Origin of the sequence: Xanthomonas hydrangeae (genome assembly GCF_032697525.1) — a bacterium.
GTDB classification, from domain to species: domain Bacteria; phylum Pseudomonadota; class Gammaproteobacteria; order Xanthomonadales; family Xanthomonadaceae; genus Xanthomonas; species Xanthomonas hydrangeae.
In genome coordinates this window covers 5,229,622-5,243,591 of the sequence record NZ_CP103836.1, presented here as the reverse complement: position 1 = coordinate 5,243,591, position 13,970 = coordinate 5,229,622, and the positions used below count along the sequence as shown (strand labels likewise).

The 13,970-nt window shown below is 61.8% G+C and carries 11 protein-coding genes and 1 tRNA gene; all 12 read left to right on the top strand.

The window, feature by feature from the left end; translation table 11 throughout:
• Complete coding sequence (gene nuoF, locus NYR97_RS22145) at window positions 1–1,335, top strand: NADH-quinone oxidoreductase subunit NuoF (protein ID WP_023904457.1); 1,335 nt, start codon at window positions 1–3, stop codon at window positions 1,333–1,335.
• Window positions 1,332–3,566: an NADH-quinone oxidoreductase subunit NuoG gene (gene nuoG / locus NYR97_RS22140; RefSeq protein WP_316695821.1), complete on the top strand. Its 2,235-nt coding sequence runs from the start codon at window positions 1,332–1,334 to the stop codon at window positions 3,564–3,566. Before nuoF ends, nuoG begins: the two co-directional genes overlap by 4 nt.
• On the top strand, window positions 3,563–4,657 hold the full coding sequence (nuoH, locus tag NYR97_RS22135) for an NADH-quinone oxidoreductase subunit NuoH (protein ID WP_168957709.1): 1,095 nt from the start codon (window positions 3,563–3,565) through the stop codon (window positions 4,655–4,657). The genes nuoG and nuoH overlap by 4 nt, the downstream gene beginning before the upstream one ends.
• A gap of 3 nt (window positions 4,658–4,660) precedes the next feature.
• The gene (gene nuoI, locus NYR97_RS22130) at window positions 4,661–5,149 is read left to right on the top strand and encodes an NADH-quinone oxidoreductase subunit NuoI (protein ID WP_006450559.1); all 489 of its coding nucleotides are present in this window, start codon (window positions 4,661–4,663) and stop codon (window positions 5,147–5,149) included.
• A 4-nt stretch (window positions 5,150–5,153) separates the two neighbouring features.
• Entirely contained in the window at window positions 5,154–5,816 is a 663-nt protein-coding gene (locus tag NYR97_RS22125) for an NADH-quinone oxidoreductase subunit J (RefSeq protein ID WP_316698449.1), read from the top strand.
• Entirely contained in the window at window positions 5,813–6,118 is a 306-nt protein-coding gene (gene nuoK / locus NYR97_RS22120; protein WP_006450557.1) for an NADH-quinone oxidoreductase subunit NuoK, read from the top strand. Before NYR97_RS22125 ends, nuoK begins: the two co-directional genes overlap by 4 nt.
• A gap of 7 nt (window positions 6,119–6,125) precedes the next feature.
• Window positions 6,126–8,300: an NADH-quinone oxidoreductase subunit L gene (gene nuoL / locus NYR97_RS22115; protein ID WP_316695815.1), complete on the top strand. Its 2,175-nt coding sequence runs from the start codon at window positions 6,126–6,128 to the stop codon at window positions 8,298–8,300.
• A 20-nt stretch (window positions 8,301–8,320) separates the two neighbouring features.
• Window positions 8,321–9,823 (top strand): NADH-quinone oxidoreductase subunit M, encoded by a 1,503-nt coding sequence (locus tag NYR97_RS22110; RefSeq protein WP_316695814.1) that lies wholly within the window; start codon window positions 8,321–8,323, stop codon window positions 9,821–9,823.
• Between the two features lie 36 nt (window positions 9,824–9,859).
• The gene (gene nuoN / locus NYR97_RS22105; RefSeq protein ID WP_043908815.1) at window positions 9,860–11,320 is read left to right on the top strand and encodes an NADH-quinone oxidoreductase subunit NuoN; all 1,461 of its coding nucleotides are present in this window, start codon (window positions 9,860–9,862) and stop codon (window positions 11,318–11,320) included.
• Between the two features lie 203 nt (window positions 11,321–11,523).
• Window positions 11,524–11,600 (top strand) — tRNA-Met (locus NYR97_RS22100).
• 211 nt (window positions 11,601–11,811) lie between these two features.
• Window positions 11,812–12,402: a ribosome maturation factor RimP gene (gene rimP / locus NYR97_RS22095; RefSeq protein ID WP_006450553.1), complete on the top strand. Its 591-nt coding sequence runs from the start codon at window positions 11,812–11,814 to the stop codon at window positions 12,400–12,402.
• 4 nt (window positions 12,403–12,406) lie between these two features.
• On the top strand, window positions 12,407–13,918 hold the full coding sequence (gene nusA / locus NYR97_RS22090; protein WP_006450552.1) for a transcription termination factor NusA: 1,512 nt from the start codon (window positions 12,407–12,409) through the stop codon (window positions 13,916–13,918).
• Window positions 13,919–13,970: the final 52 nt, after the last annotated feature.

Below are 13,970 nucleotides of genomic sequence, written 5' to 3'. Positions count from 1 at the left end.
ATGGCACATCATCACGCACCCTCAGGCCCGGTCGGTCCGGCGCCGTTGCCGCATCAGGTCGTCTACACGACGCTGCACTACGACACCCCGTGGTCCTACGAGAGCTATCTGAAAACCGGTGGCTACGCCGCACTGCGCAAGATCCTCGAAGAGAAGATCGCGCCGGCCGATGTCATCGAGATGGTCAAGGCGTCCAACCTGCGCGGTCGCGGTGGCGCGGGCTTCCCGACCGGCTTGAAGTGGTCGTTCATGCCCAAGGGCACGATGCAGAAATACATCCTGTGCAACTCGGACGAATCCGAGCCGGGCACCTGCAAGGACCGCGACATCCTGCGTTACAACCCGCATTCGGTGGTGGAGGGCATGGCGATCGCCTGCTACGCCACCGGCTCGACCGTGGGCTACAACTACCTGCGTGGCGAGTTCCATCACGAGCCGTTCGAAAACTTCGAGCTGGCGCTGGCCGATGCGTATGCCAACGGCTGGCTGGGCAAGAACATTCTCGGTAGCGGCGTGGATATCGATATCTACGGTGCGTTGGGTGCCGGCGCCTACATCTGCGGCGAAGAAACCGCGCTGATGGAATCGCTGGAAGGCAAGAAGGGCCAGCCGCGTTACAAGCCGCCGTTCCCGGCGAACTTCGGCCTGTACGGCAAGCCGACCACCATCAACAACACCGAGACCTATGCGTCGGTGCCGGCGATCATTCGCAACGGCCCGGAGTGGTTCCTCGGCTTGAGCAAGACCAAGAACGGCGGCCCGAAGATCTTCTCGGTGTCCGGTTGTGTGCAGAAGGGCGGCAATTTCGAAGTGCCGCTCGGCACCACCTTCGACGAACTGCTGGAAATGGCCGGTGGCCTGCGTCCGGGCCGCACCCTCAAGGGCGTGGTGCCTGGCGGCGTGTCGATGCCGGTGCTGAAGGCCGACCAGGTCGCCGGCCTGCAGATGGATTACGACACCTTGCGTGCATTGGGGACCGGTCTGGGTTCGGGCGCGATCGTGGTGTTGGACGACAGCGTCTGCTGCGTGCGTTTTGCCTGCCGCATCTCGCAGTTCTTCCACAAGGAATCCTGCGGTCAGTGCACCCCGTGCCGCGAAGGCACCGGCTGGATGCACCGCGTGCTGGAGCGCATCGTCGCCGGCAAGGCCACGATGGAAGACCTGCACCAGCTGCGCACCGTTGCCGGCCAGATCGAAGGGCACACCATCTGTGCGTTCGGCGAAGCCGCGGCGTGGCCGATTCAAGGCTTCCTGCGCCAGTTCTGGGACGAGTTCGAGTACTACATCGTCAACGGTCGTTCGATCGTCGACACGCACGTCGGAGTGGCCGCATGAGCGCCCAACCAGTGAACCCGAACGTGCCACCGGACCATGTCACCGTCGAAATCGACGGGCAGTCCCTGGTGGTGCCGAAGGGTTCGATGATCATCCAGGCGGCCGACAAGGCCGGCATCCCGATCCCGCGCTTCTGCTACCACGAGAAGCTGCCGATCGCGGCCAACTGCCGCATGTGCCTGGTGGACGTCGAGAAATCCCCGAAGCCGTCGCCTGCCTGCGCCACGCCGGTGATGGACGGCATGAAGGTCACCACGCGTAGCGAAAAGGCGCTGAAGTACCAGCGCAGCGTGATGGAATTCCTGCTGATTAACCACCCGCTGGACTGCCCGATCTGCGATCAGGGCGGCGAGTGCGAGCTGCAGGACGTCTCGCTCGGCTACGGCCGTTCGGTCAGCCGCTTCAACGAACGCAAGCGCGTGGTGCCGGACGAAGACATCGGTCCGCTGGTCGCCACCGAAATGACCCGCTGCATCCAGTGCACCCGTTGCGTGCGCTTCACTGCAGACATCGCCGGTACCTACGAGCTGGGTGGCATGTATCGCGGTGAAAACCTGCAGATCGGCACCTACGACGGCAAGCCGCTGACCACCGAGATTTCCGGCAACGTCATCGACGTCTGCCCGGTCGGCGCGCTGACTAACAAGGTGTTCCAGTTCCGTGCCCGCCCGTGGGAGCTGATGGCGCGCGAATCGCTCGGCTATCACGATGCGATGGGCTCGAACCTGTTCCTGCACGTGCGTCGCGGCGAAGTGCTGCGTACCGTGCCGCGCGAGAACGAGGCGGTCAACGAGTGCTGGCTGTCCGACCGTGATCGTTATTCGCATCAGGGCCTGTATGCCGACGACCGCGCGGTCAAGCCGCTGAAGAAGGTCAATGGCGAGTGGACCGAGGTGAGCTGGGCCGAAGGCCTGGCTGCCGCCACGCAAATCCTGCGTGACAACGCTGGAGATCAGCTCGGCGTGTTGGTGCATCCGTCCACCTCCAACGAGGAAGGCGCGCTGCTGGCCCGTCTGGCCGAAGGGCTGGGCAGCGGCAATCTGGATCACCGTCTGCTCAACCGCGATTTCTCCGACGCTGCAGTGGCCGAACCGTTTGCCACGCCGCTGGCCGAGATCGAGCACGCCGATGTGGTGGTGCTGTTCGGCACCAACGTACGTCACGAGTTGCCGTTGCTGCATGCGCGCCTGCGCAAGGCCAGCATCCAGAATGGGACCAGGATCCATTCGGTCAATCCGGTCGATTTCGATTTCGCCTTCACCCAGGCAAGCCGCACCGTCGTTGCGCCGTCGCAGCTGGCTGGCGCGCTGGACGATGCGGCATTGCGTGATGCGGTCAAGGGCGCCACACGCGCCGTGATCGTGGTCGGCGCATTGGCTGAAAATCATCCGCAGGCTGCGGCATTGCGTGCTGCTGCACGTGACTTCGCTACTGCAACCGGCGCTTCGCTGTGCCGCATCCCGCAGGGCGCCAATGCTGTCGGTCTGGTCTCGCAAGGTGTATTGCCGAGCGCACGCGATGTCACCGGCATGCTGACGCAGCCGCGTCAGGCGTATGTGCTGTATGGCATTGAGCCAGGTCTGGATTTCGCCGATGCCGCCGCTGCCCGCAGCGCGCTGGCGGGTGCCAAAGTGGTCGCCTTCAGCCAGTTCGCCTGTGCTTCCACGCGCGGTGTAGCCGATGTGATTCTGCCGATCGGCGCATTGCCGGAAATCGATGCCTCGCTGACCAATCTCGATGGTCGCGTACAGACTGCACGCGCCGCCGGCCGCTTGCCGATGGAAGCGCGCGAAGGTTGGCGCGTGTTGCGCGCACTTGGCGGAGAGCTGGGTCTGGCCGGTTTCGAATTCATCGATCTGGTCGGCCTGCGTGCCGGTATGCAGAACCGTAACGTGACGCCTGCAACCTCCGCACAGCCGGTGGCTGCGACCGAGGGGCTGGAAGTGGCCGCGACCGCTGCGATCTATCGCACCGACGCAGTGGTACGCCGCGCCGCTGCACTGCAGTCGCATCCGCTCAACATCGCGCCGTGTGTGGCCATGCATCCGGAGCAGGCAGCGCAGTTGCAGATTGGCGCAGGTCAGATGGTCAAGGTCGGCACCGATGCCGGTAAGGCAACGCTGCCGGTGGTGCTGGACAAGCGCGTCGCGCCGGGCACGGTGTGGATCGAATCCGGCCATGGCGCAACCGCGCCGCTTGGTGCCGGTCGGGTAACGGTGGTGGCTGCATGAACGAATTGCTGTTGAATCTGGTCAATCCTTTGCACCAGTGGTTCGTCGGGCTGGGCGATGGCGGCGTGGTGTTGTGGACCGTGCTGAAGATCCTGCTGATCGCGGTGCCGGTGATCGTGGCGGTGGCGTTCTTTGTGGTCTGGGAGCGCAAGCTGATCGGTTGGATGCACGTACGCCACGGGCCGATGTATGTGGGCATGGGCATCTTTCAGGCCTTTGCCGACGTGTTCAAGCTTCTGTTCAAGGAGATCGTGCAGCCGAGCAGTGCGCACAAGGCGATGTTCATCATTGCGCCGCTGCTGACGCTGGCGCCGGCCTTCGCGGCTTGGTCGGTGGTGCCGTTCGATGCGCAGCTGGTGTTGTCCAACGCCAACGTCGGCTTGCTGTATCTGCTGGCGATGACCTCGCTGGGCGTGTACGGCATCATCCTGGCCGGTTGGGCCTCCAACTCCAAATATGCGTTTCTGGGTGCGATGCGCTCGGCAGCGCAGGTGGTCAGCTACGAAATCGCGATGGGCTTTGCGCTGGTCGGCGTGATGATCGCGTCGGGCAGCGTCAACCTGAGTCAGATCGTGTTTGCGCAGGGCGGCAGCTCGGGCGTAGGCGATTGGTTCCTGATCCCGCTGTTCCCGTTGTTCATCGTGTACTGGGTGTCCGGCGTCGCCGAAACCAATCGCGCGCCGTTCGACGTGGTGGAAGGCGAATCGGAAATCGTTGCCGGCCACATGGTGGAGTACTCGGGCGGTGCGTTCGCGCTGTTCTTCCTGGCCGAATACGCCAACATGATCCTGGTCAGCTTCCTGATCTCGATCTTCTTCCTTGGCGGTTGGTTGAGCCCATGGCCGCAGGCCTGGGGCAATCCGGATATCTCGCCGTGGATCGATTGGCTGTGGAAGGGCGGTTGGCCGTGGCTGTTGATGAAGGTGTTCTTCTTCGCCAGCGCCTACATCTGGTTCCGTGCCAGCTTCCCGCGCTACCGCTATGACCAGATCATGCGTCTTGGCTGGAAGGTGTTCATTCCGCTGACGATCGTGTGGATCGCAGTGACGGCGTTGATGGTGTTTTACGGCGTGATCCAGAAGGGCGTGTAATTGATGAACAAGATCACCCATTACTTCAAAAGCTTGCTGCTGCTCGAACTGCTCGGAGGCTTGTGGCTGACCTTGAAGTACACGTTCAAGCCCAAGTACACCGTGCTGTATCCGATGGAGAAGTTCCCGCAGTCGCCGCGCTTCCGTGGCGTGCATGCGCTGCGCCGTTATCCCAACGGCGAAGAGCGTTGCATCGCCTGCAAGCTGTGCGAAGCGGTGTGCCCGGCGCTGGCGATCACCATCGACTCGGCCAAGCGCGAGGACGGTTCGCGTCGTACTACCCGCTACGACATCGATCTGTTCAAGTGCATCTTCTGCGGCTTCTGCGAAGAAAGCTGCCCGGTGGATTCGATCGTCGAGACGCACCTCCTCGAGTATCACTTCGAGAAGCGCGGCGAAAATATTCTTAACAAGCCGCAGCTGCTGGCGATCGGAGACCGGTTCGAAACCGAGATCGCCGAGCGTCGCGCTGCCGATGCCGCCTTCCGTTGAGGTCATGATGGACTGGGTCAAAATTGCTTTCTACGCGTTCTCCGCCGTCGCGGTTGTCTCTGCGGGTGCGGTGATCAGCGTGCGCAATCCGGTGTACGCCGTGTTGTGCCTGATCCTCACCTTCTTCTCGATGGCGTGCATCTGGTTGCTGGTCGGCGCCGAGTTCCTTGGCGTGACGCTGGTGCTGGTCTACGTCGGTGCAGTGATGGTGCTGTTCCTGTTCGTGGTGATGATGCTGGACATCGACACCAGCCGCCTGCGCGAGGGTTGGGTCAAGTACATGCCGGTCGGCGTGATCGTGGCGGTCGCCATGTTTGCGCAGATGGTCACCCTGATCGGCGTCAAGGCACGTAGCGCCACGCCGTTCCCGGCCGACAATGCTGCCGCGCAGGCTGCCGACGTGTCGAACCTGACCTGGTTGGCCAAGAGCCTGTACACCCAGTTCCTGCTGCCGTTCGAGTTCGCTGCGGTGATCCTGACCGTGGCAGTGGTGGCTGCGGTGATGCTGACCTTGCGCAAGCGCACCGGCATCAAACATCAGAACGCTGGCGAGCAGTCGCGCGTCAAGGCGGGCGATCGTCTGCGCATGGTCAAAATGGCGGTTGAAAAGCCGGTGCAGGTCGCGCCGAAACTGGATGCGGCCGACGGACAGGAGGCGAAGTCTTGATTACCTTGGGCCACCTGCTTGGACTGGGCGCGGTGCTGTTCTGCATCTCGCTGGCCGGCATCTTCCTCAACCGCAAGAACGTCATCGTGTTGCTGATGTCGATCGAGTTGATGCTGCTGTCGGTCAACGTCAACTTCATTGCGTTTTCGCGCGAGCTCGGCGATCCCGCAGGCCAGTTGTTCGTGTTCTTCATCCTGACCGTTGCCGCTGCGGAGGCTGCGATCGGCCTTGCGATCCTGGTGACTCTGTTCCGCACGCGCCGCACGATCAATGTGGCCGAAGTCGATACGTTGAAGGGCTGACCTGTAGATGGAAATCACTCTCTCCAAGAGTCTGTTGATCGCGGTGGTGCTTGCACCGCTGGTCGGCAGCATCATCGCCGGCCTGTTCGGTCGCCAGGTAGGGCGCAAGGGCGCGCAATACGTCACCATCCTGGGCGTGGCGGTCAGCTGCGTACTGTCGTGCCTGACGCTGTACCAACTGGTGGAGCAGGGCGCCAGCCCGTTCAACCAGAACCTGTACACCTTCTTCGACGTCGGTAACTACTCGGCGCATGTCGGCTTCATGGTCGACCGCCTGACCGCGATGATGATGGTGGTGGTGACCTTCGTGTCGCTGCTGGTGCACATCTACACCATCGGCTACATGGAAGAAGACCCGGGTTACCAGCGCTTCTTCAGCTACATCTCATTGTTCACCTTCTCCATGCTGACGCTGGTGATGAGCAACAACTTCCTGCAGCTGTTCTTCGGCTGGGAAGCGGTGGGCCTGGTGTCCTACCTGCTGATCGGTTTCTGGTTCAAGCGCCCGACTGCGGTGTTTGCCAACATGAAGGCGTTCCTGGTCAATCGCGTCGGCGACTTCGGCTTCATTCTCGGCATCGCCGGCGTGTTGTTGTGGTTCGGTTCGCTGGACTATTCCACCGTATTTGCCAACGCGACCACCATGGCCGGTGCCAAGGTGCAGCTGTTCGCAGGCCACGAATGGAGCGTGATGACGCTGATCTGCATCTGCCTGTTCATCGGTGCGATGGGCAAGTCGGCGCAGGTGCCGTTGCACGTGTGGCTGCCGGACTCGATGGAAGGACCGACGCCGATTTCGGCACTGATCCATGCCGCGACGATGGTGACCGCCGGCATCTTCATGGTCGCGCGCATGTCGCCGTTGTTCGAGTTGTCGGAAACCGCACTCAACTTCATCCTGTTCATCGGTGCGACCACGGCCTTCTTCACCGGCCTGATCGGCATCGTGCAGAACGACATCAAGCGCGTGGTTGCGTATTCCACGCTGTCCCAGCTCGGCTACATGACCGTGGCGCTGGGTGTGTCTGCCTACTCGGCGGCCGTGTTCCATCTGATGACGCATGCCTTCTTCAAGGCGCTGCTGTTCCTGGCGGCCGGCTCGGTCATCATCGGCATGCACCACGAGCAGGACATGCGCAAGATGGGCGGCCTGCGCAAATACATGAAAGTGACCTACTGGACCAGCGTGATCGGTACGTTGGCACTGGTCGGTACGCCGTTCTTCTCCGGCTTTTACTCGAAGGACACCATCATCGAGGCAGCTGCGCATCATGCCCATGAGTCGCATAGCTGGATCGCGACCTATGGCTACTGGGCGGTGCTCGGCGGCGTGCTGGTCACCAGCTTCTACAGCTTCCGCCTGCTGTTCCTGACCTTCCACGGCAAGGAGCGCTTCCGCGACGCCCATGCGCACGATGCCCATGGACACCATGACAGCGCACATACAGATGCCGAGGCGCAGGTTCATGCGCACGACAGTCATGCGCACGACGGGCATGCAAACGATACGCATGGCCACGACGACCACGGTCATGGTCACCACGGTGCCCACGAGCCACATGAGTCGAAGTGGGTGGTGACGCTGCCGTTGATCCTGCTGGCGATTCCTTCGGTGGCGATCGGCTTCTTCACCATCGGCCCAATGTTGTTCGGCACCGATTGGCAAGGTCACCACGCGGCGCATGCCATCAAGGGGCAGGCGGTCTCGTTCTTCACCGGTATCGTCGACTTCTACGATCCGGCACGCGACACCGTTGGCGCACTGGCCGAAGAGTTCCACGGTCCGGTGGCGTTCGCACTGCACGGCATGATGGCGGCGCCGTTCTTCCTGACTGTCGCTGGCCTGTTGCTGGCCGCGCTGTTCTACCTGTGGAAGCCGGAACTGGCCACCAAATCGCGCAAGGCGTTCGCGCCGATCGTATGGCTGCTGGAAAACAAGTACGGTTTCGACAAGCTCTGGATCAATGGCTTCGCCGGTGGCGGCGTGGTCCTTGGCAAGGCGTCACGTGCCATCGATACCCATGTGGTCGACGGTGTCGTCGTCAATGGTTCTGCCCGACTGATCGACCTGGCTGCAAATCTGCTGCGTCGCACGCAATCCGGTTTCCTCTATCACTACGCCTTCGCAATGATCATCGGTTTGATCGCCTTGTTGGCGGTACTGATGCATTTCTGGCGTTGACCTGTACGGAATAAGAAAACGTGTCGAACTGGCCTTTACTGTCTATCTTGATCTGGCTGCCGATTATCGGTGGCGCCCTGATCCTTGCGTTGCGCAACGCCGAGACTGCCCGCTGGGCATCGCTGGCGGTGGCGGTGGCGACCTTTGTGCTGAGTCTGCCGCTGCTGGGCTACGACACGGCCAATGACGCCCTGCAATTCGTTGAACTGCACGCCTGGATCCCGGCTTACAACATCGGTTACAACCTGGGCGTGGACGGCATCGCGGTCGCATTGATCGTGCTGACTACGCTGGTGACGGTGCTGGCCCTGATCGGCGCCTGGCGCTCGATCGATAAGCGCGTCAATCAGTACGTTGCTGCTTTCCTGATCCTGGAAGGTGTCACGCTGGGCATCTTCGCTGCCACCGATGCGATGCTGTTCTACGTCTTCTTCGAGGCCATGCTGATTCCGATGTTCCTGATCATCGGTGTCTGGGGCGGCCCGCGGCGTATCTACGCGGCGATGAAGTTCTTCCTGTATACCTTCCTCGGCTCGGTACTGATGCTGGTGGGCCTGGTGTATCTGTATCTCAAGGGCGGCAGCTTCCAGCTGGCCGACCTGTACGCGCTGCAGCTGACCGCCAAGGAGCAGACCTGGATCTTCTTCGCGTTCCTGATCGCCTTCGCGGTCAAGGTGCCGATGTTTCCGGTGCATACCTGGCTGCCCGACGCGCACGTTGAGGCACCGACCGCCGGTTCGGTGATCCTGGCCGCGATCGCGCTGAAGATCGGTGGCTACGGCTTCCTGCGCTTCAACCTGCCGATCGTGCCGGACGCCAGCCATGAGTTCGCCTGGTTGGTGATCACGCTGTCGCTGATCGCGGTGATCTACGTCGGCCTGGTGGCGTTGGTGCAGGACGACATGAAGAAGCTGGTGGCGTATTCGTCCATCGCGCACATGGGCTTCGTCACTCTCGGCACCTTTATCGCCTTCACCCTGGTGCGCGACTACGGCAGCACCGATGCCGCACGCCTGGGCCTGCAGGGGGCGATGGTGCAGATGATTTCGCACGGCTTCGTGTCCGGTGCGATGTTCTCCTGCATCGGCGTGCTGTACGACCGCATGCATACCCGCCGCATCGCCGATTACGGCGGTGTGGTCAACGTGATGCCGTGGTTTGCCACCTTCGCCATGCTGTTCTTCATGGCCAATGCCGGTCTGCCGGGCACCAGCGGTTTCGTGGGCGAGTTCATGGTGATCCTGGCCAGCTTCCAGAAGCATCCGTTGGTTGCCTTCGCCGCTGCCACGACGCTGGTGATCACCGCTGCCTACACGCTGTGGCTCTACAAGCGCGTGTTCTTCGGTGAAGTTGCCAACGCACACGTGGCCGAGCTGAAGGACATCAATGGCCGTGAGGCGTTCGTGCTGGGGGTGTTCGCCGTTGGCGTGCTGGCCCTGGGCCTGTATCCGAAGCCGCTGACCGATCTGATGGAACCATCGATCGCCAAGCTGGCTACCCAGATTGCCGCGACCAAGCTGTAACTGCTTGCCGTACGTACCGATTTTCAGGATTTGATGATGACCACGCCAACGCTCGCGCCGTTGACCACCGCTGACCTGGCTCCGCTCGCACCGGAGCTGGTGCTGATCGGCGGCGCCTTTGCTCTGTTGATGCTCGATCTATTTATGAGCCAGCGGCACAAGGTCTGGACCCACCTGTTCTCCGTGGCCGTGCTGGCCGTGGTGTTCGCGTTGCTGGCGACCGGAACGGGCGGGCAGGGCGAAGCCTTCCACGGCATGTTCGTCCGAGACACCGCAGCCGACGTCATGAAGACGGTGATCGTGCTGGTCAGCGGCCTGAGTCTGGTTTATGGCTGGACCTACCTGCGCGAGCGCAATCTCTATCAGGGCGAAATCCCGGTGCTGGTGCTGTTCGCCACCGCCGGCATGATGCTGCTGGCCTCGGCAGGCAGCCTGCTGATGGTGTATCTGGGCCTGGAACTGCTGGCCCTGTGCTCGTACGCACTGGTCGCGTCCAATCGCGATAACGGCCTGGCCACCGAAGCGGCGATGAAGTATTTCGTGCTTGGTTCGCTGGCGTCGGGTCTGTTGCTGTACGGCATGTCGCTGGTGTACGGCGCTACCGGCACCTTGAGCCTGGCGGGCATCCATGACGCGATCGAAGGCTCCAACGAGCGCACCCTGCTGCTGACCGGCACCATCTTCATGATCGCCGGCGTGGCCTTCAAACTTGGCGCTGCCCCGTTCCACATGTGGCTGCCCGACGTATATCAGGGTGCGCCCGCACCGATCGCGTTGTTCATCAGTTCCGCGCCCAAGCTGGCTGCCTTTGGTATGGCCTATCGTCTGCTCGAAGTCGGCATGGGTCCGTTGTCGCCGCAGTGGCATCTGTTGATCGGCGGCCTGTCGGCGCTGTCGCTGGTGATCGGCAACCTGATGGCGATTGCGCAGACCAATCTCAAGCGCATGCTCGCGTATTCGACCGTCTCGCATATCGGCTTCCTGCTGATGGGCGTGGCCGGTGGCGGCGAAGAAGGCTATGCCGCGGCGATGTTCTACGCAGTGAGCTACACCATCATGTCGACCGCTGCGTTCGGCGCCATCATTGCGTTGTCGCGGAATGGGTTTGAAGCCGAGAACATCGACGACTTCAAGGGTCTCAACGCACGCAATCCATGGATGGCCGGCCTGGTGCTGTGCATCATGGCTTCGCTTGCAGGTATTCCGCCGTTCCTCGGCTTCTGGACCAAGCTGGCCGTGTTGGGCGCCGCGGTGAAGGGAGATATGTTGTGGCTGGCGTTGGTGGGCGTGCTCTGCGCGGTGATCGGTGCGTACTACTATCTGCGCGTCATCAAGGTCATGTACTTCGATGAGCCAGTGGGTGAGCCATTGCCGGCCAACAACGACCGTGTGCTTGGTACTGTCCTCGGCGTCAACGCACTCGCACTGCTGGCACTCGGTCTGGCCTGGAGCCCGATCATGGTGTGGTGCCAGCGCGCATTTGCGGGCCTTGCGTAACACCTACATGCCTGCATACCGTTGTGGGCACGTGCGTCAGGCGTGCCCTTGACGCGTTACTGAAATAAAGTCGTTATTGCTGTTTCGTTTTTGTTGCAATGCGGTTATGATTTGCCGCGACGTTGAAGACCCCCAGGGTTTTCAATCGATGAAAAACTAGGGCTTGCAATTGCCGCTCAAGTTCTTCATAATTCCGCTTCTGCTGCGGGGTGGAGCAGTCTGGCAGCTCGTCGGGCTCATAACCCGAAGGTCGCAGGTTCAAATCCTGCCCCCGCTACCAAGTTTGAATTGCTGCTTTAATGCAGTTTGCCTTAGGGCAGCAGTTCATGTTCTTGGATCGCAAAGACGCATGTTCCCGTCTTTGCGCCGACCCTGAGAGGTCGGGCTTTTTTCACGCAAGGGGCCCATCGGGCCCCTTGTTTTTTCCGGAACCGGAAAGTTTGCTGCCGGTTGCCGGGGTTCTACTGGCAATCATTTGATCAGGGCAGTCTGTGAGCGAAAAAGCGACCGAAATCGCGAATCTGCTGAGTCCAACGGTTGAGTCCTTGGGCTTGGAACTGCTGGGTGTGGAATATCTTCCCGCTCCAGGTGGCGCCACGTTGCGCCTGTATATCGATGTGCCGCTGGCCGAACAGCCCGAGCGTGTGATCAACGTCGATGACTGCGAGCGCGTTAGCCGCGAAGTCTCCGCCCAGCTCGACGTCGAAGATCCCATCACCGGCAACTACACGCTTGAAGTGTCTTCGCCGGGTGTGGACCGCCCCTTGTTTACGCTTGAACAGTTCGCACGTCATGTCGGCGAGTCCGCAAAGATCGTGCTGAAGCTGGCGCAGGATGGTCGGCGCCGCTTTCAGGGCAAGATCCTGCGGATCGAGGCGGAGGCCGACGCCGTGGTGTTTGCCATCGACGGCAAGGATGTGCAGATCGGCTTCGACAACATCGACAAGGCGCGCATCCTGCCGGACTGGGTCGCTTTGGGCCTGGCGCCGCAAAAACCGAATAAGCCCGGCCCGAAAAAACCCGGGCACGAGAAGAAGAAACCATCCAACGAGTCGGCGGCTGGCAAGCCGCGCGCGGAGTGACTAAATGAGCAAGGAACTTTTGCTGGTAGTGGATGCGGTGGCCAACGAAAAGGGCGTGCCGCGCGAAGTGATCTTCGATGCGATCGAGGCCGCGTTGGCTTCCGCAGCGAAGAAGCGCTATCCGGACCAGGACGTGCTGGCGCGCGTGACCATCGACCACAAGGACGGTAACTACGAAACCTACCGTCGTTGGGAAGTGGTCGCCGACGATGTAGTGATGGAATCCCCGGATCGCCAGGTGCGTCTGATGGATGCCATCGACGAAGCCGACGGTGTGGATGTGGGCGACTACATCGAAGAACAGATCGAAAACCCGGATTTCGGCCGTATCGCCGCGCAGGCTGCCAAGCAGGTGATCGTGCAGCGTGTGCGCGAAGCCGAGCGTCAGCAGGTTGTGGACGCATGGAAGGACCGTGTCGGCGAGTTGATCACCGGTGTGGTCAAGCGTGCCGAGCGCGGCAATATCTTTGTCGATCTGGGCGGCAATGCCGAAGCCTTCATTCCGAAGGACAAGGGCATCCCGCGCGATGTGCTGCGTCCGGGCGACCGCGTGCGCGGCTACCTGGCCGAAGTGCGTTCCGAACCACGTGGCCCGCAGCTGTTCATCAGCCGCGCCGCGCCGGAATTCATGATCGAGCTGTTCAAGCTCGAGGTGCCGGAAGTGGGCCAGGGTCTGGTCGAGATCAAGGCCTGTGCCCGCGATCCGGGCGACCGCGCCAAGATCGCGGTGATCGCGCACGACACCCGCACCGATCCGATCGGCGCTTGCATCGGTATGCGCGGTTCGCGCGTGCAGGCAGTGTCCAACGAACTCAATGGCGAGCGCGTTGATATCGTGTTGTGGAACGAGAACCCGGCCAACTTCGTCATCAATGCGATGGCGCCGGCCGAAGTGCAGTCGATCATCGTCGATGAAGACAAGCATTCGATGGACCTGGCCGTGGCAGAAGATCGCCTGGCCCAGGCGATCGGCAAGGGCGGCCAGAACGTACGTCTGGCCAGCCGCCTGACCGGTTGGCAGCTCAACGTGATGACCGCCGACCAGGTGGCCGCCAAGTCCGAAGCCGAACAGACCTCCGCGCGCCAGTTGTTCATGGATCGCCTGGAAGTGGACGAAGAAATCGCAGCGATTCTGGTGACCGAAGGTTTCAATACGGTCGAAGAAATCGCCTACGTGCCGGTCGGCGAGTTGTTGGCGGTGGAAGGCTTCGACGAAGACATCGTCGAAGAGTTGCGTGCCCGTGCCCGCGATGCGCTGCTCAACGCCGCGCTGGCCGAGGAAGAAGGCCTGGAAGGAACTCAGCCCACCGAGGACCTGCTGGCGCTGGAGGGGATGGACGAGGAAACGGCCTTTGCTCTGGCCGAGCACGGCGTGCGCACCAGCGAGGACTTGTCCGACCTGGCAGCGGACGAGATCGTCGACTTCGGCATTGAGGGCTTGACCCAGGAGCGCGCCGCAGCGCTGATCCTGGCGGCCCGCGCCGAGGAGATCGCCCGTTTGGAGCGCGGCGAATGAGCCGGCAATGAACCGCGCCCTGACCCCATCAGGGCTTAGAATCAGCGCTTCC

What these genes read in the sequence shown, in the direction of transcription:
- nuoN (WP_043908815.1), top strand. Translation starts at nt 9,860, where the DNA reads ATGACCACGCCAACGCTCGCGCCGTTGACCACCGCTGACCTGGCTCCG.
- NYR97_RS22125 (WP_316698449.1), top strand. Translation starts at nt 5,154, where the DNA reads ATGATGGACTGGGTCAAAATTGCTTTCTACGCGTTCTCCGCCGTCGCG.
- nuoH (WP_168957709.1), top strand. Translation starts at nt 3,563, where the DNA reads ATGAACGAATTGCTGTTGAATCTGGTCAATCCTTTGCACCAGTGGTTC.
- nuoG (WP_316695821.1), top strand. Translation starts at nt 1,332, where the DNA reads ATGAGCGCCCAACCAGTGAACCCGAACGTGCCACCGGACCATGTCACC.
- nusA (WP_006450552.1), top strand. Translation starts at nt 12,407, where the DNA reads ATGAGCAAGGAACTTTTGCTGGTAGTGGATGCGGTGGCCAACGAAAAG.
- nuoL (WP_316695815.1), top strand. Translation starts at nt 6,126, where the DNA reads ATGGAAATCACTCTCTCCAAGAGTCTGTTGATCGCGGTGGTGCTTGCA.
- nuoF (WP_023904457.1), top strand. Translation starts at nt 1, where the DNA reads ATGGCACATCATCACGCACCCTCAGGCCCGGTCGGTCCGGCGCCGTTG.
- nuoI (WP_006450559.1), top strand. Translation starts at nt 4,661, where the DNA reads ATGAACAAGATCACCCATTACTTCAAAAGCTTGCTGCTGCTCGAACTG.